General features: G+C 62.1%; 20 protein-coding genes. 2 read left to right on the plus strand and 18 right to left on the minus strand.

Features of this window, described 5'->3' with window-relative positions; genetic code table 11:
* Positions 1-14: 14 nt before the first annotated feature.
* The 16 genes from ftsZ to coq7 all read right to left on the minus strand — a co-directional run bounded on the left by ftsZ (position 15) and on the right by coq7 (position 18,621).
* Complete coding sequence (ftsZ, locus tag ACZCWR_RS16205; RefSeq protein WP_487301735.1) at positions 15-1,235, minus strand: cell division protein FtsZ; 1,221 nt, start codon at positions 1,233-1,235, stop codon at positions 15-17.
* 144 nt (positions 1,236-1,379) lie between these two features.
* Positions 1,380-2,612: a cell division protein FtsA gene (ftsA, locus tag ACZCWR_RS16210; protein ID WP_487301736.1), complete on the minus strand. Its 1,233-nt coding sequence runs from the start codon at positions 2,610-2,612 to the stop codon at positions 1,380-1,382.
* A 26-nt stretch (positions 2,613-2,638) separates the two neighbouring features.
* A complete protein-coding gene (locus ACZCWR_RS16215; protein ID WP_487301737.1) occupies positions 2,639-3,391 on the minus strand; it encodes a cell division protein FtsQ/DivIB in 753 nt (250 codons plus the stop codon).
* A 37-nt stretch (positions 3,392-3,428) separates the two neighbouring features.
* The gene (locus ACZCWR_RS16220) at positions 3,429-4,382 is read right to left on the minus strand and encodes a D-alanine--D-alanine ligase (RefSeq protein ID WP_487303353.1); all 954 of its coding nucleotides are present in this window, start codon (positions 4,380-4,382) and stop codon (positions 3,429-3,431) included.
* Between the two features lie 21 nt (positions 4,383-4,403).
* On the minus strand, positions 4,404-5,798 hold the full coding sequence (gene murC, locus ACZCWR_RS16225) for a UDP-N-acetylmuramate--L-alanine ligase (protein ID WP_487301738.1): 1,395 nt from the start codon (positions 5,796-5,798) through the stop codon (positions 4,404-4,406).
* A 2-nt stretch (positions 5,799-5,800) separates the two neighbouring features.
* Positions 5,801-6,919 carry an undecaprenyldiphospho-muramoylpentapeptide beta-N-acetylglucosaminyltransferase gene (gene murG / locus ACZCWR_RS16230; RefSeq protein ID WP_487301739.1) on the minus strand — a complete coding sequence of 373 codons (1,119 nt, stop codon included), beginning with the start codon at positions 6,917-6,919 and terminating at the stop codon, positions 5,801-5,803.
* Entirely contained in the window at positions 6,916-8,214 is a 1,299-nt protein-coding gene (gene ftsW / locus ACZCWR_RS16235) for a putative lipid II flippase FtsW (protein WP_487301740.1), read from the minus strand. Before ftsW ends, murG begins: the two co-directional genes overlap by 4 nt.
* Positions 8,211-9,722: a UDP-N-acetylmuramoyl-L-alanine--D-glutamate ligase gene (murD, locus tag ACZCWR_RS16240; protein ID WP_487301741.1), complete on the minus strand. Its 1,512-nt coding sequence runs from the start codon at positions 9,720-9,722 to the stop codon at positions 8,211-8,213. The genes ftsW and murD overlap by 4 nt, the downstream gene beginning before the upstream one ends.
* A gap of 51 nt (positions 9,723-9,773) precedes the next feature.
* Positions 9,774-10,943: a phospho-N-acetylmuramoyl-pentapeptide-transferase gene (gene mraY / locus ACZCWR_RS16245; RefSeq protein WP_487301742.1), complete on the minus strand. Its 1,170-nt coding sequence runs from the start codon at positions 10,941-10,943 to the stop codon at positions 9,774-9,776.
* A gap of 21 nt (positions 10,944-10,964) precedes the next feature.
* Positions 10,965-12,395, minus strand: coding sequence for a UDP-N-acetylmuramoyl-tripeptide--D-alanyl-D-alanine ligase (locus tag ACZCWR_RS16250; protein WP_487301743.1), 1,431 nt, complete (start codon positions 12,393-12,395; stop codon positions 10,965-10,967).
* Positions 12,392-13,948, minus strand: coding sequence for a UDP-N-acetylmuramoyl-L-alanyl-D-glutamate--2,6-diaminopimelate ligase (locus tag ACZCWR_RS16255; protein WP_487301744.1), 1,557 nt, complete (start codon positions 13,946-13,948; stop codon positions 12,392-12,394). Before ACZCWR_RS16255 ends, ACZCWR_RS16250 begins: the two co-directional genes overlap by 4 nt.
* Positions 13,945-15,858, minus strand: coding sequence for a peptidoglycan D,D-transpeptidase FtsI family protein (locus ACZCWR_RS16260; RefSeq protein WP_487301745.1), 1,914 nt, complete (start codon positions 15,856-15,858; stop codon positions 13,945-13,947). The genes ACZCWR_RS16255 and ACZCWR_RS16260 overlap by 4 nt, the downstream gene beginning before the upstream one ends.
* On the minus strand, positions 15,855-16,199 hold the full coding sequence (gene ftsL, locus ACZCWR_RS16265) for a cell division protein FtsL (protein ID WP_487301746.1): 345 nt from the start codon (positions 16,197-16,199) through the stop codon (positions 15,855-15,857). The genes ACZCWR_RS16260 and ftsL overlap by 4 nt, the downstream gene beginning before the upstream one ends.
* Positions 16,196-17,149 (minus strand): 16S rRNA (cytosine(1402)-N(4))-methyltransferase RsmH, encoded by a 954-nt coding sequence (rsmH, locus tag ACZCWR_RS16270; RefSeq protein ID WP_487301747.1) that lies wholly within the window; start codon positions 17,147-17,149, stop codon positions 16,196-16,198. The genes ftsL and rsmH overlap by 4 nt, the downstream gene beginning before the upstream one ends.
* A 16-nt stretch (positions 17,150-17,165) precedes the next feature.
* Positions 17,166-17,594, minus strand: coding sequence for a division/cell wall cluster transcriptional repressor MraZ (gene mraZ / locus ACZCWR_RS16275; RefSeq protein WP_487303354.1), 429 nt, complete (start codon positions 17,592-17,594; stop codon positions 17,166-17,168).
* Positions 17,595-17,964: 370 nt separating this feature from the next.
* Positions 17,965-18,621: a 2-polyprenyl-3-methyl-6-methoxy-1,4-benzoquinone monooxygenase gene (coq7, locus tag ACZCWR_RS16280; RefSeq protein ID WP_487301748.1), complete on the minus strand. Its 657-nt coding sequence runs from the start codon at positions 18,619-18,621 to the stop codon at positions 17,965-17,967.
* A gap of 347 nt (positions 18,622-18,968) precedes the next feature.
* Here coq7 and ACZCWR_RS16285 point away from each other — a divergent pair, with 347 nt between their 5' ends.
* Entirely contained in the window at positions 18,969-20,150 is a 1,182-nt protein-coding gene (locus tag ACZCWR_RS16285) for a porin (protein WP_487301749.1), read from the plus strand.
* Between the two features lie 57 nt (positions 20,151-20,207).
* Here ACZCWR_RS16285 and ACZCWR_RS16290 read toward each other — a convergent pair whose 3' ends face one another.
* Together ACZCWR_RS16290 and ACZCWR_RS16295 are read right to left on the minus strand one after the other, a co-directional pair.
* Positions 20,208-21,896 carry a long-chain-fatty-acid--CoA ligase gene (locus ACZCWR_RS16290; protein ID WP_487301750.1) on the minus strand — a complete coding sequence of 563 codons (1,689 nt, stop codon included), beginning with the start codon at positions 21,894-21,896 and terminating at the stop codon, positions 20,208-20,210.
* 116 nt (positions 21,897-22,012) lie between these two features.
* The gene (locus tag ACZCWR_RS16295; RefSeq protein WP_487301751.1) at positions 22,013-24,094 is read right to left on the minus strand and encodes a molybdopterin-containing oxidoreductase family protein; all 2,082 of its coding nucleotides are present in this window, start codon (positions 24,092-24,094) and stop codon (positions 22,013-22,015) included.
* Between the two features lie 163 nt (positions 24,095-24,257).
* On the opposite strand from ACZCWR_RS16295, the gene ACZCWR_RS16300 reads away from it, so the two are divergent.
* Positions 24,258-25,448, plus strand: coding sequence for a M20 aminoacylase family protein (locus ACZCWR_RS16300; RefSeq protein WP_487301752.1), 1,191 nt, complete (start codon positions 24,258-24,260; stop codon positions 25,446-25,448).
* Positions 25,449-25,506: the final 58 nt, after the last annotated feature.

Here is a 25,506-nt window from a genome sequence, read left to right on the forward strand (position 1 = left end):
AGCGCGCGATGCCCTCAGTCCGCTTGCTTGCGCAGGAACGCCGGAATGTCATACGTATCCACGCCCTTCTCTTGCAACGCCTGCACATGCGATGCCGCGGTCTCGCGCGTCGAGCGCCACACTGCCGGCGTATCGAGCTGGTTGTAGTCCGTGGTCGCCTGACCATGCTGCGAAGCATACGTATTGTGCGACGCGTGATGAGCGTGTGCATGCGCGTGTGCAACCGGCTGATTGTCGGTGCCCGTGCGCAGCAGAGTCATCGGCGTTTGCTGCTGCTTCTTCGCCGCGCGGCCCAGACCCGTTGCCACCACCGTCACGCGCAGGGCATCGCCCATTGCGTCGTCGTACACGGCGCCGAAGATCACGGTTGCATCGTCGGCTGCATACGACTTGATGGTGTTCATCACTTCACGCGTTTCCGACAGACGCAGCGAACGGCTCGACGTGATGTTCACCAGCACGCCACGCGCACCCGACAGATCCACGCCTTCGAGCAACGGACTTGCCACCGCCTGTTCAGCCGCCAGACGCGCGCGATCGACACCGGCCACCGTCGCCGTGCCCATCATCGCCTTGCCTTGCTCGCCCATCACGGTCTTCACGTCTTCGAAGTCGACGTTGACCAGACCATCCACATTGATGATTTCAGCGATGCCCGCGACAGCGTTGTTCAGCACGTCGTCCGCGCACTGGAAACACTTGTCCATCTCGGCGTCGTCGCCCATCACGTCGAACAGCTTGTCGTTCAGCACGACGATCAGCGAATCGACATGATCTTCCAGTTGTTGCGAACCGGCTTCGGCCACGCGCATGCGGCGGCCGCCTTCGAACTCGAACGGCTTGCTCACCACGCCGACCGTGAGAATGCCCATTTCCTTGGCAATCTGCGCGACCACCGGCGCCGCGCCCGTGCCCGTGCCGCCGCCCATGCCCGCGGTGATGAACACCATGTGCGCGCCACGCAATGCATCGGCAATACGCTCGCGCGCATCTTCCGCTGCTTCCTTACCCTTCTCCGGCTTGGCACCAGCACCAAGACCGCTCATCCCCAACTGCAGAACTGCCGGCGCGCGTGAACGGGCGAGCGCTTGCGCGTCCGTGTTCATCACGATGAAGTCGACACCCTGCACCCCCCGGTTGATCATGTGCTGAACAGCGTTACCGCCTGCGCCACCAACACCCACGACCTTGATGATCGTGCCGTTGGTTTCCGTTTCCAGCATTTCGAAATCCATGTTGCCTCCGTCAAGAATGAAGATCGGCGTTATTCGATGAAAGATCGGGCAACCCCTCATCGCCCACCAGCCGCCGTTACCGGTGCGAATTATATTTGAGCGCGTTGTTTTTTTAGTTCGTACTGCTTGTGTCACTTTGCTGCTTCAGAAGTTTCCAAGAAACCAGTCTTTCATGCGAGAAAAAACTTGTCCCATGGAACCGTTCTGCACGGCGACCTTTCGGCCGCGCATTCTTTGGGACCGCCCTTCTGCAAGCAGTCCCATTGCAGTCGAATAGCGCGGGTTACGTACTACGTCCGCGAGACCGCCTGCATACTCCGGCACGCCAATGCGCACCGGCTTCAAGAAGATGTCCTCCCCCAGTTCGACCATGCCGGGCATCATCGCCGCGCCCCCGGTGAGCACGACGCCGCTCGACAGCAGTTCTTCGTAGCCCGACTCGCGCACGACCTGCTGCACCAGCGAAAACAGTTCTTCCACGCGCGGCTCGATCACCGCCGCCAACGCTTGCCGAGACAACGTGCGCGGACCGCGTTCGCCGAGCCCCGGCACTTCGATCATCTCGTCCGGATCGGCCAACCCTTGCTTGGCGATGCCATAACTCACCTTGATGTCTTCCGCATCCGGCGTTGGCGTGCGCAGCGCCATGGCGACATCGCTCGTGATCTGATCGCCGGCAATCGGGATCACGGCCGTGTGACGAATCGCGCCTTCGCTGAAGATGGCGATGTCCGTCGTGCCGCCGCCGATATCGACGAGCACCACGCCGAGTTCCTTCTCGTCTTCCGTGAGCACCGCCAGCGACGACGCCAGCGGTTGCAGAATCAGATCGTTCACTTCGAGCCCGCAGCGCCGCACGCACTTGACGATGTTCTGCGCCGCGCTCACCGCGCCCGTGACGATATGCACCTTCACTTCCAGCCGGATACCGCTCATGCCGATCGGCTCGCGCACATCCTCCTGACCGTCGATGATGAATTCCTGCGTCAGGATATGCAGCACTTGCTGATCGGTCGGAATGTTGATCGCCTTCGCGGTCTCGATCACGCGCGCCACGTCCGTCTGCGTGACTTCCTTGTCCTTGATCGCGACCATCCCGCTCGAATTGAAGCTGCGGATATGGCTGCCCGCGATGCCCGTGAAGACGTTCGTGATCTTGCAGTCCGCCATCAGCTCGGCTTCCTCGAGCGCGCGCTGGATGGACTGCACCGTGGCCTCGATATTCACCACGACGCCTTTCTTAAGCCCCTTCGAATCGGCCTGACCGAGTCCGATCACCTCGTAGTGGCCCTCGCCCTTCAGTTCGGCGACGATCGCGACCACCTTCGACGTTCCGATGTCGAGGGAAACCAGCAGGTCTTTGTAGTCTTTGCTCATAGCGTGCTCATGCCCGTGATGTCTGCTTACTTCTTGGCCTTATCGGTGTCGTTGATGAACCGCATGTTCGCGGCTCGTATGGCAAAGCCGTTCGGGTAACGCAAATCCGCATATTCGATGTCTTTCCCCCACCGCCCGGTGACCGACGGCCATGACGCGACGAAGCGTTTGGTCCGGTCGAAAAGCGTGTCCTGATCGCGGTCGCGGCCCAGTTCGATCTGCGTGCCGTTGGAAAGCTTCACGGTCCACGCGAAACGTGGCGACAACGTGACTTCCTCCGGCTTCGCGTCGAGCGGCGCGAACCATTTCTCGAAATCGTGATAACGCGCGACGACTTCCTTCGCGGTGCCTTCAGGGCCGTCGAACGCGGGCAGGTCGTCGTCCAGTTCGCCTTGATTGGCCGTGAACAGTTCGCCTTCCACGCTCACCAGTTGATCGTTGCCCCACGTGCCGAGCGGTTTGTACTCTTCGAGCGTGACCGCCAGCGCGTTCGGCCAGACGCGGCGCACGCTCGCATGACGCACCCACGGCATCTGCTCGAACGAGGCGCGCGCCGCGTCGAGATCGACCGTGAAGAAGTTGCCCTTCAAATGTCCGACGACGCCCGCGCGCACCGTCGGCGTGTTGATGTGTTGCGTGTCGCCGTCGATCTGAATCTGACGCAGACGAAACTCGGGACGCTGGATCGCATAGACACCTGCGGCGCCGAGGAGCGCCAGCACGAAGATGGCGTGCAGCGCGCTCGAGGCGAGGTTCATCTGGCGAACGTTGTTCCACATAGATCGTATCGTCGTGTCCTGTTGTGACGTGCTTGCGTTAGTTCTTGCCCTGGTCTTTCAGCGTCAGCGCCAACACTTGCACTACCAAGTCCTTGTAGCTGATGCCCACCGCCCGCGCGGCCTTCGGCGGCAGCGAGTGATCCGTCATGCCCGGCGCCGTGTTCACTTCGAGGAAGTACGGGTTGCCGTCTGCGTCCATCATGAAATCGGCGCGGCCCCAATCGGTGCAGCCGAGCATGTCGAACGCGCGTTGCGTCAGTTGCTTCAGGCGCGCTTCTTCGGCTGCCGGCAGGCCGCACGGAATCAGGTATTGCGTGTCGTTGGCGACGTACTTCGCGTGGTAGTCGTAGAACTCGCCCGCCGGCACGATCTTGATGACCGGCAAATCAAGCTCGCCCGCGATACAGCACGTGTACTCTCCGCCGCCTTCGATGCTTTTCTCGACGATCACGATCTTGTCGAACTTCGCCGCTTCTTCGAGCGCGGGCACGAGTGCATCCGCGCTTTTCACCTTGATGACCGCGACGCTCGATCCTTCCGTCGCCGGTTTCACGAACAACGGCAACCCGAGCTTCGCCACGATGCCCTGCGCCCGCGCGTCGTAATCCTCGCCGCGATAGACGGTCTCGAACGGCGGCGTCGGAATGCCGGTCTGCTGCCACACGAGCTTGGTGCGCAGCTTGTCCATGCCGAGCGCCGAGCCGAGCACACCGCTGCCCGTATAACGAATGCCGTAGAAATCGAGCGCGCCTTGCAATTGCCCGTTCTCGCCATACCCGCCATGCAGCGCGATGAACACGCGCTCATACCCTTCCGCCTTCAGATCCGACAACGGCCGCTCGGCCGGATCGAACGGATGCGCGTCGATGCCCGCTTCGCGCAGACCTTCGAGCACGAGCCGCCCGGAATTGAGCGACACCTCGCGCTCGGCGGAATGACCGCCCAGCAGCACCGCGACCTTGCCGAAGACTTTAGGATCGATTTGTTTCACCTGATTGCTCATGTTCTGCTCTTACTGAGGCTGGCTGTTCGCCAGCTTTCCGCATACGCCGCCAATGGAACCTGCGCCCATCGCGATCACCACATCGCCATTGCGCGCAAGCGTGGTGACGGCTTCGGGGACTTCATCGACCGTTTCGACGAACACCGGCTCGACCTTGCCCGCCACGCGGATCGCGCGTGCCAGCGCCCGGCCATCTGCCGCGACGATGGGCGCTTCGCCCGCTGCATAGACTTCGGTGAGGACGAGCGCATCGACCGTGGACAGCACCTTCACGAAATCTTCGAAGCAGTCGCGCGTGCGCGTGAAGCGATGCGGCTGGAACGCCAGCACAAGCCGACGGTCCGGAAACGCGCCACGCGCCGCCGCGATGGTCGCCGCCATTTCCACCGGGTGATGCCCGTAATCGTCGATCAGCGTGTACGCGCCATCGCCATTGCCCGGCGTGACTTCGCCATAACGCTGGAAGCGGCGGCCCACGCCGTTGAATTCGGCGAGCGCGCGTTGAATATCGGCATCGGCCACTTCAAGTTCGGTGGCAATCGCGATTGCCGCGAGCGCGTTCTGCACGTTGTGCGTGCCCGGCAGGTTCAGCACGATATCGAGCGGCGGCGCATCTTCACGCAGCGTCGTGAAGTGCATGCGGCCGTTGCGCGGTTCGACGTTCACCGCGCGGACTTGCGCTTCCGCGCCCAGCCCGTAGCGGATGATCGGCTTCGACACGAACGGCAGGATTTCGCGCACGTTCGGATCGTCCACGCACAGCACCGCGATGCCATAGAACGGCAACCGATGCGTGAACTCGATGAACGCCTGCTTGAGCCGCGCGAAGTCGTGGCCGTAGGTGTCCATGTGATCGGCATCGATGTTCGTGATGACTTCGATCACCGGAAACAGATTGAGGAACGACGCATCCGATTCATCCGCTTCCGCGACGATGAAATCGCCCGTGCCGAGCCGCGCATTCGCGCCCGCGCTGTTCAGCCGTCCGCCGATCACGAAGGTCGGATCGAGCCCGCCCGCCGCCAGCACGCTCGCGACGAGCGAAGTCGTCGTGGTCTTGCCGTGCGTCCCTGCAATGGCGATGCCCTGCTTGAGCCGCATGAGTTCCGCGAGCATGACCGCGCGCGGCACGATCGGCACACGCCGTTGACGCGCGGCCAGCACTTCGGGGTTATCCGGACGCACGGCGGTCGAAACCACCACCGCGTTCGCGCCTTCGATGTTGTGCTCGTGATGCCCGACCTCCACGCGCGCCCCGAGCGCCTTGAGGCGCTCCGTGACCGCGTTGTTGGCGAGGTCCGAACCGCTCACGTGATAGCCGAGATTCAACAGCACTTCGGCGATGCCGCTCATGCCCGCGCCGCCGATCCCGACGAAATGAATATGCTTGACGATGTGTTTCATGATTAATGTGCCTCCCTGGCTTGCGCATCGAAACGCGCGCCGGCCACATCGGCGCAAATGCTCGCAACGCGTTCCGTTGCGTCCGGCTTCGCGAGTGCGCGCGAACGCTCGGCCATCTCGGCGAGCGACGCGCGCGACTGAGCGCGCAACCAGTCGGCGAGCTTTGGCGCCGATAGATCCTTTTGTTGTATCAATTCAGCCGCGCCGTTCTTCGCGAGGAACGCGCCGTTGGTCGTCTGGTGATCGTCGACGGCGAACGGAAACGGCACGAAAAGCGCGGCCACGCCGACCGCCGCGATTTCCGAGACGGTCATCGCGCCCGAGCGGCAAATGACGAGATCGGCGGCGGCGTACGCTTTCGCCATGTCGTCGATGAACGGCACGAGTTGCAAGTCATCGCCGACGTTGAGACCCGCCGCCGCGTAATTCGCCTGAAGCGCATCGATATGCTTCGCGCCCGCCTGATGCACGATGCGCGGCCGCTCATCCATCGAGAGCATGGCAAGCGCCTTCGGCACGGTTTCGTTCAACGCCGCCGCGCCCAGACTGCCGCCGACCACGAGCACGTTCAACTTGCCCATGCGCGCGGCGTAGCGTTCTTTGGGTGGCAATGCGCTGGTTAGTTCCGCACGAATCGGATTGCCGGTCCATTCGGCATTCGGCAGAGCATTCGGGAACGCGACCAACACACGCTTCGCGAGATGCGCGAGCACCTTGTTCGCGAGTCCCGCAATCGAATTCTGTTCGTGCAGCACGAGCGGGCAACCCGCCAGCTTCGTCATGATGCCCGCCGGAAACGTGATGTATCCGCCCATGCCGAGCACCACGTCCGGCTTCACGCGACGCAACGCGGCGAGACTTTGCGAGCACGCGCGCAGCAAGTTGACCGGCAGCATCAGCTTGGTTTTGATGCCCTTGCCGCGCACGCCGCCGAAGCGTACGTACTCCATCGGAATGCCGTGCTTCGGCACGAGCGTGGCTTCCATGCCCGCCGCGTTGCCGAGCCACACCACGCGCCAGCCGCGCGCCTGCATCCAATGGGCGACCGCCAGCCCCGGAAAGACATGCCCTCCGGTGCCTCCCGCCATGACCATCAGCGTGCGGTTGCCTTGCGCGCTCATACTTTTCCTCCGCGCATCAAGACGCGATTCTCATAATCCACGCGCAGCAACACGGCCAGCGCGACACAATTCAGCAAGATGCCCGAGCCGCCATAACTGACCAGCGGCAACGTAAGACCCTTGGTCGGCAACAGCCCGAGATTCACGCCCATGTTGATAAAAGTCTGCGCGCCAAACCAAATGCCCACGCCCTTCGCCATCAACCCCGCGAACGTGCGATCGAGCGCGAGCGCCTGACGGCCGATCTCGAACGCGCGGCGCACGATCCAGTAAAACAGCAAAATCACGCAGATCACGCCGACGAAACCGAGTTCCTCGCCGATCACCGCGAGGATGAAGTCGGTATGCGCTTCCGGCAAATAGTTAAGCTTCTCGACGCTGCCACCGAGCCCGACGCCGAACCACTCGCCGCGCCCGAACGCGATCAGCGAGTGCGTCAACTGATACGCCTTGCCCTGCGCGTAACGGTCGTCCCACGGATCAAGGTAAGCGAAGATCCGCTCACGACGCCACGGCGACGCCCACACGAGCAGCGCGAAGGTGCCGACCGCCGTCGCCACCAGCCCGCCGAACAGCTTGCCGTTCACGCCGCCGAGGAACAGCACGCCCATGGCGATAGCCGCGATCACCATGAACGCGCCCATGTCCGGTTCGAGCAGCAAGAGCGCGCCGACCGCGCCGACCGCGACCGCCATCGGCAGAAAGCCCTTGCCGAAGCTGTGCATGAATTCCTGCTTGCGCACGGTGTAGTTCGCCGCGTAGATGGTCACCGCGAGCTTCATGATTTCCGACGGCTGCATGTTCGTGATGCCAAGCGGAATCCAGCGCCGCGCGCCGTTCACGCCCTTGCCGATATGCGGAATCAGCACCACGATCAGCAACAGAAGCGCCGCGAGAAAGAGCTTTGGCGCCCACTTCTCCCACGTCTTGATCGGAATCTTGAACGCGATGACCGCGCCAACCAGCGCGGTGGCGATGGAAATAAGATGACGCACCAGAAAGTGGTAATCGCGATACGACGCGTACTTCGGCGAATCCGGCATGGCGATGGACGCGGAATACACCATCACCACGCCCAGACCCAGCAGCGCGACGGTCACCCACAGCAGCGAATAGTCGTAATCGAGCATGCGCGAGCGCGCCGGACGCACGCCGTTCACCGCGCTCGAAATGCCGCCCGCGCGTTCCCCGCGACGCATGCGCGCGTTGGCATCGGTGCGGCCGGCGAGCGAGTCGTGCGGCACGATGTTCTGCTTCCCGGTCAGCTTCGATCCCATGCGATCCAGCCAGCTCATAGCATCACTCCCCGCGCGGCGGCGATTTCTTCGACCGCGCCGCGAAACACGTCGGCGCGATGTGCATAGTTCTTGAACATGTCGAGACTCGCGCACGCGGGCGAGAGCAACACGGCATCGCCCGGTTCGGCGATACGGGCGGCGGCGCTCGTGGCTTCTTCGAGCGTGGCGTGGTCTTCGAGCGCGACGCCCGTCGATGCCAGCGTCTCGCGAATGCGCGCTGCGTCGCGGCCGATCAGCATGACCGCGCGCGCCCAACGCGAAACAGGCGCGGCGAGCGGCGAGAAGTCCTGACCTTTGCCATCGCCACCGGCGATCAGCACGACGCGTTGCGCGAGGCCATCGAGTGCGGCGACGGTCGCGCCGACATTCGTGCCCTTGCTGTCATCCACGTAGTCCACGCCTTCGATCTGCGCGATCACTTCCACGCGATGCGGCTCGCCGCGATACTCGCGCAAACCGTGCAGCAATGCCGCCAGCGGCAGCCCGATGGCACGCGAAAGCGCGAGCGCCGCCAGCGCGTTCGCCGCGTTGTGCAGGCCACGGATGCGCAAGGCATCGACGGGCATCAGGCGCTTCGACACGACGTTCGGTTCACCCACTTCCACTTTGCGGCGACGCGAAGGTGCGGGTTCGTGCGACGCATCCTGATCGATGCCTTCGACCAGCCATTGCATGCCGTTGTCGCGCAGCAGGCCGTAATCGCCGACATGCAGCGGCTCGTTCAGCCCGAACGTCACGACGCGATCCTGCGCGACGTTTTGCGCGAGTTTCATCGTGCGGTTGTCGTCGCGGTTCACGACGCGCGCGGTACGCGGCCCGAAGATGCGGCCCTTCGCGGCGGCGTAGGCATCCAGTCCGCCGTGCCAGTCGAGATGATCCTGCGTGATGTTCAGCACCGCGGCTGCATCCGGCGCGAAGCTGTGCGCGGTTTCGAGCTGGAAGCTGGAAAGTTCGAGCACCCAGACATCCGGCAGCGCGGTTTGATCGATGGCTTCGGTGAGCTTGTCGAGCATGGCCGGGCTGATGTTGCCCGCGACCGCCACCGTCTTGCCCGCGCGTTCGCAAAGCAAGCCGGTGAGCGCGGTCGTCGTGGTCTTGCCGTTCGTGCCGGTGATCGCGATGACCTTCGGCATGTAACCGTTCGCGCCGAGCCCCGCGAGCGCCTGCGCGAACAGTTCGAGTTCGCCCCAAACCGGAATGCCGCGTTCTTTCGCCGATGCAATCAGCGGTGCCAGTTCCGGCGCGAGCGGCGACAAACCCGGACTGATCGCCACGAGTTCGATTCCATCATCCAGCAACGCAGGCGAAAACGCGCCGCCGACGAAATCCGCATCGATCTTGTGGATGGCGAGTTCGGACAGATTCGGCGGAGTCTCGCGCGTATCGGCGATGCGCAGGCGGCAGCCGTGCCTGGCGCACCAGCGCGCCATCGCCAGACCGGATTCACCCAGTCCAAGCACCAGCACCATCGGACTTTGCCGACCGGAAAACTTCTCGCCGAACATCGCTTTACCTTTCCCTAAACCCAAAAAAACTGCGGAGCAGACCTACGAGAATCAACGCAACTTGAGCGTCGACAAACCGAACAGGCACAGCATCAACGTGATGATCCAGAAGCGCACCACCACTTGCGTCTCGGTCCACCCAGACAACTCGTAGTGGTGATGCAGCGGCGCCATCTTGAAGAAGCGCCGGCCTTCGCCGTAACGCCGCTTGGTGAACTTGAACCAGAACACCTGGAGCATGACCGACAGCGTTTCCGCGACGAACACACCGCCCATGATGAACAGCACCACTTCCTGCCTAACGATCACCGCGATGGTCCCGAGCGCGCCGCCGAGCGCCAGCGCGCCGACATCGCCCATGAAGACTTGCGCGGGGTGCGTGTTGTACCAGAGGAACGCGAGTCCCGCGCCCCCCATTGCGGAACAAAAGATCAAAAGCTCGCCCGCACCGGCGATATGCGGGAACAGCAGATACTTCGAATACACAGAACTGCCCATGACATAGGCAAACGCGCCGAGCGACGCACCCACCAGCACCACCGGCATGATGACGAGGCCATCGAGACCATCGGTGAGATTCACCGCGTTGCTCGCGCCCACGATCACCAGATAGGTCAGCGCGATGAAACCCCACACGCCGAGCGGATAGCTGATCGACTTGAGGAACGGCAGCATCAGGTCGGCGCGCGCGGGCAGGCCCATCGACAAGCCGCTGCGCACCCACGCCATGAACAGGTCGAACACGCGCGTATTGCTCGCTTCCGACACGCTGAACGCGAGATACACCGCCGCGAACAGACCGATCACCGATTGCCAGAAATACTTCTCGCGCGACGACATGCCGCGCGGGTCCTTGTAGACCACCTTGCGGTAATCGTCGACCCAGCCGATCACGCCGAAGCCGAACGTCACGAGCATGACGATCCACACGAAACGATTGCTCAGATCGGCCCACAACAACGTGGACACCGCGATGCCGATCAGAATGAGGACGCCGCCCATGGTCGGCGTGCCGGATTTGACGAGGTGCGTCTGCGGGCCGTCCTTGCGCACGGCCTGACCGACCTTCAACAGCGTCAGTTTGCGAATGACCCACGGTCCGCAGACGAGGCCGATGAACAGCGCCGTCGCCGTGGCGCCCACGGCGCGGAACGTGATGTAGGTAAACACGCGCATGAAGCTGGCGTCATTCTGGAGCCATTGCGCGAGTGCGAGTAGCATGCTGGTCCTTCTCTTTCGTCTTCAGTGTGCGGCGGGCGATGCGCCCGCAGCGGTTGGTTGTGGACTCGTCAAGGCGTCCACCACGCGCTCCATCTTCATGAAGCGCGAACCTTTTGCGAGATACGTGGCGCGGTTTCCATAAGCCGCGTTATCGAGTGCTGCGATCAATGTGCCGACATCGGCGAAATGCACGCCGGCCTGCTTCGATGACTTCGCGTTGAATGCGTTCACGGAATCGGCGCTGGCATCGCCCAGGGCGAACAGCGCATCGATGCCGCGCTCCGCTGCATACGCGCCCACTTCGCGATGAAACGCCGGACCTTCCTCGCCGACTTCGCCCATGTCGCCCATCACGAGCACGCGCGGTTGCGGTTGCGAGGCGAGCACATCGATGGCCGCGCGCATGGAATCGGGATTCGAGTTGTACGTGTCGTCGATGACGGTCGCGCCGTTCAGCGTGCCGAGCAGCGCGCGCTTCACTTGCAGGCGGCCCTTCACTGGCTGGAACGCTTCGAGACCGCGCTTGATGGCGTCGAGCGAAACACCCGCTGCCAGCGCCGCCGATGCCGCCGCCAGCGCATTGCGCGCGTTGTGCTCGCCGAGCACGTTCAGCGCGACATCGACCTGGCCTTGCGGCGTGTGCATGTGGACCGTCGTGCCTTGCAATGTGCCGGTGACGGCGGCTTTCGTGGGGTCGTCGGTGAGGGCGAAATCCATGATCGGATTGCCCGTGGCAGCGACGCGCCAGATGCTCGCGTAGTGATCGTCGGCGGGGAAAACGGCGGTGCCGGTGTCGCCCAGCGCGTGAATGACCGACGCGTGTTCGAGCGCGACCGCTTCGACCGTCGCCATGAATTCCTGATGCTCGCGCTGCGCGTTGTTCACGACCGAAACCGTGGGCGCGGCGATCTTGCCGAGCACTTCCGTTTCGCCCGGATGATTCATGCCGAGTTCGACGACCGCGAGCTTGTGCGCGGCGCTCAGACGAAACAGCGTGAGCGGCAAGCCGATGTCATTGTTGAAGTTGCCCGCCGTCGCGAGCCGCGCGCTTTCGCCAACCGCAGCAGCAAAGATCGACGCGATCATTTCCTTGACGGTGGTCTTGCCGTTGCTGCCCGTCACGGCAACGATCGGCATGCCGAAACGCTTGCGCCAGCCGTGCGCCAACGCACCGAGACCCGCGCGCGTGTCCTTTACCTTGATGACCGGCAGCGGCCAGGCATTGCCGTTGCTCGGTTCACGGGACACGAGCGCTGCGGCCGCGCCGCTTTTCGCAACTTGATCGAGGAAGTCATGCGCGTCGAAACGATCGCCCTTCACCGCGACGAACAGATCGCCGGCCTGTATGCCGCGGCTGTCCGTCACGATGCGTTCGATCTCGATCTCGCCGTCGCCGCTGAATGTGGCGCCGGGGATGAGCGCGCTGGCTTCGCGCAAAGTGAACATGGTCATTCGCCGCCTCCGCGAGCGTGTTGCACGGGCTGCGTGGCGCGCGCGGCAAGGGCGAGACGCGCGTGATCCTGATCCGAGAACGCGCGCTTCTTGCCCATGATTTCCTGCGTGGCTTCGTGGCCCTTTCCCGCCAGCACGACGACGTCTTCACGCGCCGCGCAACGGATGGCCTGCAAAATGGCGCTCGCACGATCTTCGATACGGCGCGCCTTCGCGGAATCTGTCATGCCGAGCGCGATCTGATCGATGATCGACATCGGTTCTTCGCTGCGCGGGTTGTCGCTGGTGATGACCACTTGATCGGCGACGCGTTCGGCAATTGCGCCCATGAGCGGACGCTTGGTGGCATCACGATCACCGCCGCAACCGAACATGCAGATGAGGGCGCCACCGCGTGCGGTCGCCATCGGGCGCAGCGCGGCAAGGGTCTTGTCGAGCGCGTCGGGCGTGTGCGCGTAGTCGATCACGACGAGCGGTTCGTCGTTCGCAAGACGCCCGCCGAGACGCTCCATGCGGCCATTGACCGATTCGAGTTTTTCGATACGCGCGATGGCAGTCTCGAACGGCACGCCGACTTCGAGCAACACGCCGAGCACCGCGAGCAGATTGCTCACGTTGAAGCTGCCGAGCGTGCTCACTTCGACTTCCGCTTCGCCCCAATCCGACGACAGATGAAACGCCGTGCCGGTCGCGGTCGCGCGAACCTGCGTGGCGAGCAGCATGGCATCCGCGCTGGGCGTGACGTTAACGGGCATTTCGACGCCGAACGCAATCGTTCGCATCTTGCCGCGCAGCGATTCGATCAAACGCTGACCGGCCGGATCGTCACGATTGACGATGGCGGTCTTGAGCGTCGGCCACGCGAATAAGCGCGCTTTCGCGGCTTCGTAGGCTTCGAACGTGCCGTGATAATCCAGATGATCCTGCGTGAGATTCGTGAACACGGCGATGTCGAAATCCACGCCGTTCACGCGCCCCTGATGCAGCGCGTGCGACGAAACTTCCATAACCACGCCTTCCGCGCCTTGTGCCTTCAACTGCGCGAGATTGCGCTGGAGTTGCGGTGCGTCCGGCGTGGTGAAGCCGCTATGCATGAGCTTGCCCGGCATGCCGATGCCGAGCGTCCCGACGATCGCGCACGGACGGCCCAACGCCGAAAGCGCGGTCGCGATCCACGTGCTGCACGAAGTCTTGCCGTTCGTGCCGGTCACGCCGATGGTCAGCATCGATGCCGTGGGCTCGCCGTACCACGCGGCGGCAATTGGACCAGCGAGTTCGTTGAGCGACTTGACCGCGCGTGCCTTCGTGGCATCCGGCTGCGCTGCGAAATTTTCCGGCTGATAGAGCGCGCATGCCGCGCCGCTCGCGAGCGCGGCTTCGAGGTACGGACGGTTGTCCGCGCCATCGACGGCATACGCGAGAAACACGTCGCCGCTTTTCAGCGAGCGCGTGTCCGCGTGCAATTGCGCCTCGGGCGGCGCGTGCACGCGCAGCCAGTCCACGGCGTCTGAAACGTCTTTCTGCATCTCGTCCTGACCGGGACGCGCGCTCATCGCACGACTCCCGGGTGCGTCTTCGTGTTGCTCGATACGGCCACTTTCTTCGCCGTGGCCGCATTGCCCGACACAGCGACTTTCTTCGCCGTGTTCGTGTTGTTGTTGCCGTTCGTGGCGTTCGCGCCGTTCGCGCCGTTCGTGTTGCCCGGCTGCGTTGCGGAGTTCGAATCGTCGTTCACGACCATTTGCTTCACCGGCATATCGGGCGGCACATTCAGCGCGCGCAACGTATCGCCCGCAATGCTCGAAAACACCGGTCCCGAAACCTGTCCGCCGAAGTGGCTGCCCGCCGTGGGTTCATCGACCGACACGGCCACGACGATGCGCGGATTCGGCATCGGCGCCATGCCCACGAACGACGCGCGGTACTTCGAATGATCGTAGCCACGGCCCGCGTGCTTGTACGCCGTGCCCGATTTGCCGCCGACGCGATAACCCGGCACCGCGGCATCCGGCGACGTGCCCTGCTTCGACACGACCGCTTCGAGCATGGTGCGCACTTCACGCGCGGTAGTCGGCGAGAACACTTGCTGACCGAGCGGCGGCTGATCGCCCGGCGTGCGGAAAATCGAAACCGGCAGGATGGTGCCGTCGTTCGCGATGGCCGTGTACGCGCGCGCAAGCTGGAACAGCGACGCCGACAAACCATAGCCATACGACATGGTCGCCTGCTCGATGCGCCGCCAGCTTTTCCAAGGCCGCAAACGGCCTGTCACCGCACCCGGAAAGCCCACCTTCGGCGCCTGACCCAAACCCAGACTCGTGTACATGTTCCACATTTCCTCGGCGCGCAACTGCATGGCGATCTTGGTCGCGCCGATGTTGCTCGACTTCTGAATGACGCCGCCAACCGTCAACGTACCGAAGCCAGAATCGTCCGTGATGCGCGCGCCGTCGAGCACAAAAACGCCACCGCCTGTTTCGACGAGCGTATTGGGCGTCACGCGGTGCAGATCCAGCGCGAGTGAAACGGTGAACGGCTTCATGATCGAGCCCGGCTCGAAGGTGTCCGTGAGAATGCGGTTACGCAGTTGCTCGCCGGTCATGCGCGAGCGGTCGTTCGGGTTGTAGGTCGGATAGTTGACGAGCGCGAGCACTTCGCCGGTTTTCGTATCGATGACGATCGCCGCGCCCGCCTTCGCCTTCGACTTCTCGACGGCGGCCTTGAGGTTCGTGTACGCGATGTACTGAATCTTGCTGTCGATCGAGAGCTCGACGTCCGAGCCGTTGTGCGGCACGACCTGTTCGTCGACATCCTCGACGATATGGCCCATGCGGTCCTTGATGACGCGACGCATGCCCGGCGTTCCGGCGAGCACGTTCTGGTCGCCCAGTTCGACGCCTTCCTGACCCCTGTCCTCAATATTAGTAAAGCCGATCAGATGCGCGGTGATTTCGCCTTCGGGATAGAAGCGTTTGTATTCGCCGCGTGCATAGATGCCGGGAATATCGAGCGCCGCGACTTTCTGCGCGACTTCGACCGGCACCTGACGTTTCACGTAGACGAAGGTCTTGTCCATCGAGAGCTTGGCGTGCAACTCTTTGGGCGGCATGTCGAGCAGCTTCGCGAGTTGCGCGAACTTGTCGGCGTCGAGGTCGTTCGGCACGGCTTCGGGAATGGCCCAGATGGCTTTCACCGGCAAACTCGTTGCCAGCACGAGGCCGTTGCGGTCGCGAATCTGCCCGCGCGTGGCGGGCATTTCGAGCGTGCGCTGATAGCGGCTTTCGCCCTGCTTCTTGAAGAACGCGTTGCCCGGACCCTGAATCCAGAAGGCGCGGCCCGCGAGCGCGACGAACGCCATGAACAACAGGAACACGACGAACTTCGAGCGCCACATGGGCAGGCGCACGGCGAGCAGCGGATTCGGCGTGTGAGCGATGTCTTTTTGCTTCGCGGATTTTTTCATCGCTTCACTCCGCGTGCAGGCGGCGCCGACGCCGGGAGCGGCGGCGGCATGGGTGCATCGGCGGCCTTGGCGGTCGCCGGGTCGTAGGTGAGGTATTGCGTGCGGCCGGTGGTCACGGGCTGCATCTTCAATGAGTTAGTGGCCAACTGCTCGATGCGCGAAGTCTTCGACAACGCGCTCTGCTGATACTGCAACTGTGCGTAATCCTGCTGAAGCTGGCGTTCCTGCGACTGCGCCCGCTGCACGTCGATGAAAACCTGCCGCTGCTTGTTGGTGGCGCTGACGACCGACAGCGCGCACCCCAGCACGACGATCAGCAAAAGGATGTTGAGCCGGTTCATGCCGCGACCCGCTCGGCGACGCGCATCACGGCGGAACGGGCGCGGGGGTTGTCGGCCACTTCAGCATCGCTCGGAAACACGCGGCCCACCACGCGCAACGGCGCGCTGGGAATATCGACCGCGCGGATCGGCAAACGCCGGTCCAAGGCCGGCGCGCTGGACTGCGCCTGCATGAACCGTTTGACGATCCGGTCTTCGAGCGAATGAAAGCTGATCACGACCAGCCGCCCCCCTTGCTCCAACATCGATAATGCCGATTCGAGAACTACTTGCAGCTCCGCAAGCTCTTGATTGATGTGAATCCGTATAGCCTGAAAGGTGCGGGTTGCCGGATCCTTGCCCTTCTCACGGGTTTTGACGACGTGACCCACGATTTCGGCAAGCTCGCGCGTGCTGTCGAGAGGCCCAAGACGGTCGGACTCTGCCCTGCGAGCAGCAAGCGCCTTTGCAATCTGAAAAGCAAACCGTTCTTCCCCATAATCTCTGATCACCTCCGTCATTTCCTGCACCGTGGCCCGGGCGAGCCACTCAGCCGCCGACTCGCCGCGAGTCGGGTCCATCCGCATATCGAGCGGTCCTTGCGCGCGGAAGCTGAAGCCGCGCTCCGGGTCGTCCACTTGCGGCGACGACACGCCAAGGTCCAGCAATACGCCCGACACCTTTTGCACTCCACGTTCGGCCGCGGCTTCGCGCATGGACGCGAAGCTGTCGTGCACGATCGAAAAGCGCGAATCCTGAATCTGTTGCGCCGTGGCAATGGCCAGCGGGTCTTTGTCGAAAGCGATGAGTTGCCCCGCTTCGCCCAACCGCTGCAGGATTGCCCGGCTGTGACCGCCGCGCCCGAAGGTGCCATCCATATAGATGCCGTCCGTGCGCGTGATCAGTCCGTCTACCGCTTCCTTCAGCAACACCGTGCGATGCTGCAGTTCGTTTCTCATCGCAGGTGCCATTTGTTAAGCCACCGCGTCAGAAGGTGAAGTTCTTGAGCGACTCGGGCATGCCCTGCGCCATGGCTTCAGCTTCCTTCGCCGCGTACAGCTTTGAATCCCATAACTCGAAGTGCGCGCCCATTCCGAGCAGCATTACGTCCTTTTCCATGACGGCGAACGAACGAAGCTCGGGCGAGACCAGCACGCGCCCGGAGCCGTCCAGCTCCATGTCCATTGCATTGCCAAGGAAGATGCGCCGCCACATCATGGCGTCCATGGGAAGCGCGGCGACCTTTTCGCGAAAGCGTTCCCACTCGGGGCGGGGAAAGAGCAACAGGCATCCATCCGGGCTCTTTGTGAGCGTCACCCGGCCTTCTGCCTGAATTTGCAGCGCATCCCGATGGCGAGAAGGAACCGACAGCCGGCCTTTCGCATCGAGCGTCAGCGCCGACGCTCCTTGGAACACTCGCCCTTCTCCCCGTTGCAAACTTCGACGCCCACGATGGCGTCCGTCCCGCCGCGATTTGGGTTGAAAATGACCTCCGCATCACACAAAAGACCACTTTCTCACACCAATTCCCACTTTAGAGGAAGCCTATTGGTCGGTCAAGACGCGTAAGATTTTTTCAACGTGTTTTTATCCGCTAGAACAAGGACTTAGCGAGCGGGCTTGAAGTGTCGTAAAAGAAGAAAAGCTATATGAATTATGAAGCTAGTGCGGGATGTGAAGGTAAAAGATGAAATCGGCCCGGCTAACGGCGTAAATGTAACCGTTTTTCAGGCCGATCTCTCAGATGCAAAGCGCGTCGTTCGGATAATGGTGAAGCGCGATTGCTCTATATGTAATAAGCCGTGCGCGTCATGACCTTCGATGCCGCGCGCATCAGCATGCGAACGGGAAACGGCATTTCGCTCGCGCCCGCGCCGATGGCCGCCGCCGCATGCGAGGCTTCGTCATGGCGCATCTGTTCGACGATCGCGCGCGATGCGTGATCGTTCGCAGGCAGCGTCTTCATGTGGCCGTCGAGATGCTGCTCCACCTGACGTTCGGTTTCGGCCATGAAGCCGAGGCTCGCACGATCTCCCAGCCGACCCGCCGCGAAACCAATGGCGAGCGCGCCCGCATACCAGATCGGATTCAACAAACTCGGACGCGAATCCAGATCTCTCAGACGCCGCGAAGTCCACGCGAGATGATCTTCTTCTTCGCGCGCGGCGTGCTCGAAACTCGCCTTGAGTTCCGGCGATTGTGTCGCGAGTTTTTGCGCCTGATAAAGCGCCTGCGCGCAAACCTCGCCGACGTGATTCACGCGCATGAGTCCCGCCGAATGCGCGCGTTCTTCTTCGCTGAGTTGCGCTTCGTTCATGAGCAGGCCGTCTTCCTGAAGATTGCCCGCGATGTCCGACTCCGGAACCGGCCGCGACATGCGACTGATGCCAGCCATGGAACGAAGGCCCCGGTCGAACTCGCTGATGACTTCATCGAGTGTCATGTTCTTCCCTCTCAGACGTGGTTCATGCGCTTGCAAACGGACGCTTGCCGATAGTTAGCAATCCCTATGCTCGGCGCTGAAAATGCGACTTTTCGCCCGGCAACGAACGCGTTTTTGGTAATTAGGGCAAACGCGAGTCGCGAAAATCCTGCAAAACCAAGATTTTAGCGCATGTTGCGTAAACGTCACACGAGCCGCGCACACCGCCCCCTTTTCCTTTGTGCGTCAAGACCTCTTTGTTACATTACGTCTCAACTTCGTTACGAAGTAAGGCAAGGACCGTCAACACACTGGCGCTAGAACAGTGACCTTGCCGCAAGTCGCAAACACTCCTTGGAGATCCATTAATGAAAAAGTCGCTTCTCGCTCTGGCTGCATTGGGCGTCTTCGCTGGCGCCGCACATGCGCAGAGCAGCGTGACGCTGTACGGCATCATCGACGCAGGTATCGCTTACGCGAACAACGTTGGCGGTCATCACAACTTCTTCACCAGCAGCGGTAACGTGCAGGGCAGCCGCTGGGGCCTGCGTGGTACGGAAGATCTCGGTGGCGGTCTGAAGGCCATCTTCGTGTTGGAAAACGGCTTCAACGTGTTCAACGGCACGCTGGGTCAAGGCGGCGACGAGTTCGGCCGTCAGGCATACGTCGGTCTGTCGACGGCGCAGTTCGGCACGGTCACGTTGGGTCGTCAGTACGACTCCGTGGTCGACTACACCGGCGCGTTCGAAGTCGGTAGCCAGTGGGGCACGTTCTACGGTGCGCACCCCGGCGACCTCGACAACATGAACAACTCGAACCGCGTGAACAACTCGATCAAGTTCACGAGCGCGAACTACGCAGGCTTCACGTTCGGCGGTTTGTATAGCCTCGGCGGCAACGCAGGCCAGTTCAACCGCAACCAGATCTGGTCGGCGGGCGTGGGCTACTCGCAAGGTCCGTTGCAGTTGGGCGCGGCGTACTTGAACGTCAAGGACCCGAACTTCTCGTTCTGGGGCAACAACGCCACCTCGCGTACCGCAGCAACGACGCCGTCGGCAAACAACCTGCCGAACAGCCGCGTGATCTCGGGCTACGCCTCGGCTCACACGCTGCAAGTGATCTCGGCAGGCGGCGCTTACACGTTCGGCGCGGCGACTGTCGGCGCGACCTACAGCAACACGCAGTTCAAGGATGTCGGTCAGGACGCAGGCGCTGGCCTGATCCCGGCAGGCGGCTTCACGGGCGGCACGGGCAAGTTCCACAACGCCGAAGTCAACTTCAAGTATCAGTTGACCCCGGCGCTGTTGCTCGGCGCGGCGTACGACTACACGAAGGGCTACAGCCTCGGCAACGCCAAGTACCATCAAGGCACGGTTGGCGTGGACTACTTCCTGTCGAAGCGCACCGACGTTTATGTCGATGGCCTGTACCAACACGCCAGCGGCACGGACTCGACGAACCGCACGGCTGTCGCGAACATCAACGGTCTCGCGCCGTCGACGACGTCGAATCAAGTGGCTGCGCTGGTCGGCATCCGCCACAAGTTCTAATAAGTCGTAAAAACGCGGTATCGATTAAAGGCGCCTTCGGGCGCCTTTTTTTCGTTCTTAGCTTTTCAAAGGTGAGGCCGCGCCGTCGCGCAGTTCCCGTCGCAGAATCTTGCCGACGTTGCTCTTCGGCAGATCATTACGGAACTCGATCGCGCGCGGACGTTTGTAACCCGTGAGCCGCTCCTTGCAATACGCGATGACATCCGCCTCGGTCAGACTCTGATCCTTGCGCACGATGAACAGCTTCACCGCCTCGCCCGAATTCTGATCCTGCACGCCGACGGCGGCGACTTCGAACACGCCCGGAAGCATGGCGACGACATCTTCGATTTCGTTCGGATACACGTTGAAGCCGGACACGAGAATCATGTCCTTCTTGCGATCGACGATCTTCACGAAGCCGCGCGCGTCCAGCACGCCGATGTCGCCCGAACGGAAGAAACCGTCCGGCGTCATGACCTTGGCCGTTTCGTCGGGACGGTTCCAGTAGCCAGCCATGACTTGCGGTCCGCGAATGCAGATTTCGCCCGGCTGGCCGAGCGGTACTTCGTTGTCTTCATCGTCGCGAATCGAGATTTCCGTCGATGGCAACGGCAGCCCGATGGTGCCGGTGTATTCGCTGGCGGTCACGGGATTGCACGTCACGCACGGCGACGTTTCCGACAGGCCGTATCCTTCGATGATCGGCACGCCCGTCGCCGCGAACCAACGCTTGGCGACGACTTCCTGCACCGCCATGCCGCCACCATTGGCCGCGATGAGCTTCGATACATCGAGCTTGGCGAAATCCGGGTGATTCAGCAGCGCGTTGTAGAGCGTATTCACCGCCGGGAACGTGTTGATCTGAACGCCCTTGAGCTGCGCAATCGTTCCCGCGATGTCGCGCGGATTCGGAATCAGCACGCCCAAACCGCCCGTGCGGATGGTGAGCATGCCGCACACCGTCAACGCGAAGATGTGATACAGCGGCAGCGCGACCACGCAAACGAACTGGTCGATGTCGGGCCGGCGTTTGCGCGCCGGATCGAGCCACACTTCGGACTGCAGCACGTTCGCGATCAGATTGCGGTGCGTGAGCGTCGCGCCCTTGGCCACGCCCGTCGTGCCGCCGGTGTATTGCAGGAACGCGACGTCATCCGGTTTTTGATCGACCGGCGTGAGCGTGTGACGCGCGCCTTCGGCGAGTGCATCGTTGAAACGCGTGTACGTGGACAGGTGCCATTCGGGCACCATCTTCTTCACGCGACGCACGACAAAATTCACGAGCAGGCCTTTGAGGCCCATGAGATCGCCCATCGCGCCGACGACCACATGCTTGATCGCCGTGTTCGCAATCACCGCCTGCAAGGTATGCGCGAAGTTTTCGAGAATGACGATGGCTTCCGCGCCGCTGTCCCTGATCTGATGCTCCAGCTCGCGCGGCGTATAAAGCGGATTCACATTGACGACGATGAACCCCGCGCGCAACACCGCCGCAATCGCGATGGGATATTGCAGCACGTTGGGCATCATCAGCGCGACGCGCGCGCCAGGCTTGAGGCCCTTGTTCTGTAGAAACGCGGCGAGATTTTTCGATTTCTCGTCGAGTTCGGCATACGTGATCGACTGGCCCATGCAAAGAAACGCGCGCCGGTCGCGGTTCTTGCGGAAACTGTCTTCGAGCAGCGCAGAAACGGACCGATATTCCGATGCATCGATTTCCGCCGGCACACCCGCCGGATAAGACTTCACCCACGGTTTATCCATAGGGCGTCTCCTTTATAGGATTTTAGAATGGTCGTGCGAAAACGAGATGCTAGCTGCTTGCTCTGTTTCCGACAACTGGGTTAGACGCCACCAAGCAGGCGTTTTGCCTTCGATCATCAATGCATTGGCTCCACTTCGACCAGGCAGTCATAGAACGTCGCCGATCCTCCGAGATCTGTCAGCGCCTGGCTCGTGACCTGGTTCGCGTTGCGGCCATCGGGAGAGAGCTTTTTCCACCAGATCGACAGGCCGACCACCACGCCTTCGCGCGCACGCTCGGTCACGCGAGCACGCGCTTGCATGGAACCGCGATCGTTGAAGATACGCACCAACATGCCTTCGATGATGCCGCGCGTTCCGGCATCTGCCGGATGAATGTCGAGATGCGGCTGGCCTTCCGTCGAACGCAAACTCTCGACATTGACGAAACTGCTGTTCAGGAAATTGCGGGCGGGCGGCGAGATCATGGCGAGCGGATAGCGCTTTGCCAGATCGGGCGCGCCATCTAAGGACTCGTAAGGTGGAAGATAGTCCGGCAGCGGATCGAGGCCTTCGCGTTCGAGACGCTCACTGTAGAACTCGCATTTGCCGGACGGCGTGCGAAAACCGCCTTCGGCAAGCGGTGCCTGCGCGACATCGAGTTGAAGCCAGCCGGATGTTTTCAGCGCTTCCCAGTCGCGTCCGGCCAGCGCCGGGTCGTTCCAGCGCAGCGAGTTGGACGCGAGTTGTTCGTCGCTTTCGAACAGCGCCGGTTCGGTGAGGCCCATCGCGTGCGCCATGCCGCGAAAAATCTCCGTGTTCGACCGCGCTTCGCCGACGGGCGGGATCGCTGGAAGATTCGCCATCACGTGCGTGTGCCCGTAGGACTTGTGTACGTCGAGGTGTTCGAGCTGTGTGGTGGCCGGAAGAATCAGATCGGCATAGTCGGCGGTGTCTGTCTGGAAGTGTTCGAGAACGATGGTGAACAGATCTTCGCGCGCGAATCCTGCTGCGACCTTCTCGGAGTCCGGCGCCACCGCCACCGGATTCGAGTTGTAGACGATCAGCGCTTCGACCTTCGGGCCGAAGGCTTCGTCGCCGGGATGAAGGAGCGCATCGCCGATGGCGTTCATATTGATGATGCGCGGTAGTTTCGTCGGCCAGCCCGGCAGCAAGTCCGGGCGTTCGAGCGCGGCGTTGTCGATGGGTGCCCAGCCCGACGACGACAACAGCAATCCGCCCGCGCGATCGCGCCACGCGCCGGTCAGCGACGGCAGACACGCAACCGCGCGCACGGCGTTGCCGCCGCCGCGTGTTCTTTGCATGCCGTAGTTCAAGCGGATCGATGCTTTCTTCGTCGAACCAAACGCTCGCGCCAGTTCGACTATGGTTTGTTCGTCGATGCCGCAAATCTGCGCGGCGCGCGCCGGCGGATACTGTGCCGCGCGCGTCGCCAGTTGATCGAAGCCGAGCGTGTGGGCGTCGATATACGCGCGGTCGATCAAGTTTTCGTTAATCAGCACGTGGATCATGCCGAGCGCGAGCGCTGCATCGGTGCCGGGTTTCAACGCGATATGCTGATGACACTTCTCAGCGGTCAACGACTTATAAGGATCGATCGCGATGAGTTTCGCACCGCGCCGCTTCGCCTCTTGCGCGCGAGTCCAGAAATGCAGGCTCGATGCGATCGGATTCGCGCCCCAGATCAGAATCAGCTCGCTTTCCTCGAAAAACTCGACGTGCATGCCGAGACTCGCGCCATAGGTATAGCGAAGCCCGGCTGCTCCGGCCGCCGCGCAAATCGTGCGATCCAGCCGCGACGCGCCGAGCACGTTGCAAAATCGCGCCGCGATGCTTTCGCCCTGGATCAGACCCATCGTGCCCGCATAGCTGTACGGGACGATCGCTTCGGGCGCGCGTTTGGCAATCGGCGCGAGGCGGTCGGCAGCGAGTTGCAACGCCTCGTCCCAGCCGATCGGCTCGAAACGGCCCTCGCCTTTTCGGCCGACGCGTCGCATCGGCGTCAACAACCGATCCTTGTGATGCGTGCGTTCGGCGTAGCGCGTGACTTTTGTACAGAGAACTCCCTGCGTCGGCGGATGGTCCGGGTCGCCGCTGATCTTCACCGCCTTGCCGTCTTTCACCGTGACGCGCATCGCGCAAGTATCGGGACAATCGTGCGGGCAAACGGCTCGTGCAAATTCGGCGGGGGCGTTCATGGGGCGGTCCGGTCAGTCCAGATAATGGCGGCAGATGACGAAATTCTATTACGTGCGCCACCTGCCCAACCGTTCGATCCGCTAAATACTCGCGGCGTGGAATGTAATGACTTAGCGCATTGTCAATGCGCGCGATCCGAATTGAGACGAGAGCGCAGTTCAAATGCACCTGATCCCTGAAATCGAAGCATCACACGACGAAATCAAAGCGCTGCGACGAACGATCCATGCTCATCCGGAGTTGCGTTATGAGGAGGTGGGCACGGCGAGGCTAGTCGCCGACAGTCTCGAACGATGGGGTATTGAAGTGCATCGGGCTGTGGGGAAGACGGGTGTGGTCGGCGTTTTGAAGCGGGGCTCCGGCGGACAATGCATCGGCCTGCGTGCAGATATGGACGCGTTGCCCATTCAAGAGCTCAACTCCTTTGAACATCGTTCGACGCACGCAGGCAGCATGCACGCCTGCGGCCACGACGGCCATACGGCGATGCTGTTCGGCGCCGCGAAACATCCTGCAGAACACGGACATTTCGATGGCACCGTCGTGTTCATTTTCCAGCCTGCCGAGAAAGGTGGCGCGGGCGCGAAAGCCATGATCGAGGACGGGCTCTTCACTCGCTTTCCCGTCGATGCGGTTTTCGGTATCCACAACTGGCCGGGTATGCCCGCAGGCCACTTTGGGGTAACCGACGGGCCGATTATGGCGTCGAGCAATGTCTTTCGCATTGACTTGAAGGGCACCGGGTCGCACGCGGCGTTGCCGCATAACGGACGTGATCCGGTGTTCGCGGCCGCGCAAATTGCGAATGGGCTTCAGAGCATTATCACGCGCAGCAAGAAACCGATCGATACGGCGGTGCTCTCGATCACGCAGATCCACGCTGGCGATGCTCCGAACGTCGTGCTGGATCGTGCATGGCTGGGCGGCACGGTGCGTACGTTCACCGTTGAGACGCTTGATTTAATTGAATCGCGCATGCGCAGAATTGTCGAAGCGACAGCGGCAGCGTATGACTGCGAAGCCGTGCTTCAACTTGACCGCAACTATCTGCCGACAATCAACGATGCGTCGCAAGTAGCTTTTGCAGCCAAGGTGATGGCGGAAGTCGTGGGTGTAGAAAAAGTCGATAGCTCGGTCGAGCCAACCATGGGCGCCGAGGATTTCTCGTTCATGTTGCTCGAAAAACCGGGCTGCTACGCGTTCCTCGGTAACGGTGATGGAGGGCATCGCGAACACGGGCATGGCGCGGGGCCCTGCATGCTCCATAACTCGAACTATGACTTCAATGACGCGTTGTTGTCCGTGGGCTCGACGTATTGGGTACGTTTGGCGGAAAGATTTCTGGCGCTTTGACTTCGTTTTCTTGTCGCCCAATGCAAAAACCCCACCTGTTCAGGTGGGGTTTTTGTTT

It is taken from the genome of Caballeronia sp. A2-2 (assembly GCF_057612605.2).

Bases quoted from the DNA above. Each gene is read 5' to 3' on its own strand.
- ACZCWR_RS16300 (WP_487301752.1), top strand. From the start codon at position 24,258: ATGCACCTGATCCCTGAAATCGAAGCATCACACGACGAAATCAAAGCG.
- murC (WP_487301738.1), bottom strand. From the start codon at position 5,798: ATGAAACACATCGTCAAGCATATTCATTTCGTCGGGATCGGCGGCGCG.
- ACZCWR_RS16285 (WP_487301749.1), top strand. From the start codon at position 18,969: ATGAAAAAGTCGCTTCTCGCTCTGGCTGCATTGGGCGTCTTCGCTGGC.
- ACZCWR_RS16290 (WP_487301750.1), bottom strand. From the start codon at position 21,896: ATGGATAAACCGTGGGTGAAGTCTTATCCGGCGGGTGTGCCGGCGGAA.
- murD (WP_487301741.1), bottom strand. From the start codon at position 9,722: ATGTTCGGCGAGAAGTTTTCCGGTCGGCAAAGTCCGATGGTGCTGGTG.
- ftsZ (WP_487301735.1), bottom strand. From the start codon at position 1,235: ATGGATTTCGAAATGCTGGAAACGGAAACCAACGGCACGATCATCAAG.
- murG (WP_487301739.1), bottom strand. From the start codon at position 6,919: ATGAGCGCGCAAGGCAACCGCACGCTGATGGTCATGGCGGGAGGCACC.
- ACZCWR_RS16255 (WP_487301744.1), bottom strand. From the start codon at position 13,948: ATGAGCGCGCGTCCCGGTCAGGACGAGATGCAGAAAGACGTTTCAGAC.
- ACZCWR_RS16295 (WP_487301751.1), bottom strand. From the start codon at position 24,094: ATGAACGCCCCCGCCGAATTTGCACGAGCCGTTTGCCCGCACGATTGT.
- ACZCWR_RS16250 (WP_487301743.1), bottom strand. From the start codon at position 12,395: ATGACCATGTTCACTTTGCGCGAAGCCAGCGCGCTCATCCCCGGCGCC.
- coq7 (WP_487301748.1), bottom strand. From the start codon at position 18,621: ATGACACTCGATGAAGTCATCAGCGAGTTCGACCGGGGCCTTCGTTCC.
- ftsL (WP_487301746.1), bottom strand. From the start codon at position 16,199: ATGAACCGGCTCAACATCCTTTTGCTGATCGTCGTGCTGGGGTGCGCG.
- ftsW (WP_487301740.1), bottom strand. From the start codon at position 8,214: ATGAGCTGGCTGGATCGCATGGGATCGAAGCTGACCGGGAAGCAGAAC.
- ACZCWR_RS16260 (WP_487301745.1), bottom strand. From the start codon at position 15,858: ATGAAAAAATCCGCGAAGCAAAAAGACATCGCTCACACGCCGAATCCG.
- ftsA (WP_487301736.1), bottom strand. From the start codon at position 2,612: ATGAGCAAAGACTACAAAGACCTGCTGGTTTCCCTCGACATCGGAACG.
- rsmH (WP_487301747.1), bottom strand. From the start codon at position 17,149: ATGGCACCTGCGATGAGAAACGAACTGCAGCATCGCACGGTGTTGCTG.
- ACZCWR_RS16215 (WP_487301737.1), bottom strand. From the start codon at position 3,391: ATGTGGAACAACGTTCGCCAGATGAACCTCGCCTCGAGCGCGCTGCAC.
- mraY (WP_487301742.1), bottom strand. From the start codon at position 10,943: ATGCTACTCGCACTCGCGCAATGGCTCCAGAATGACGCCAGCTTCATG.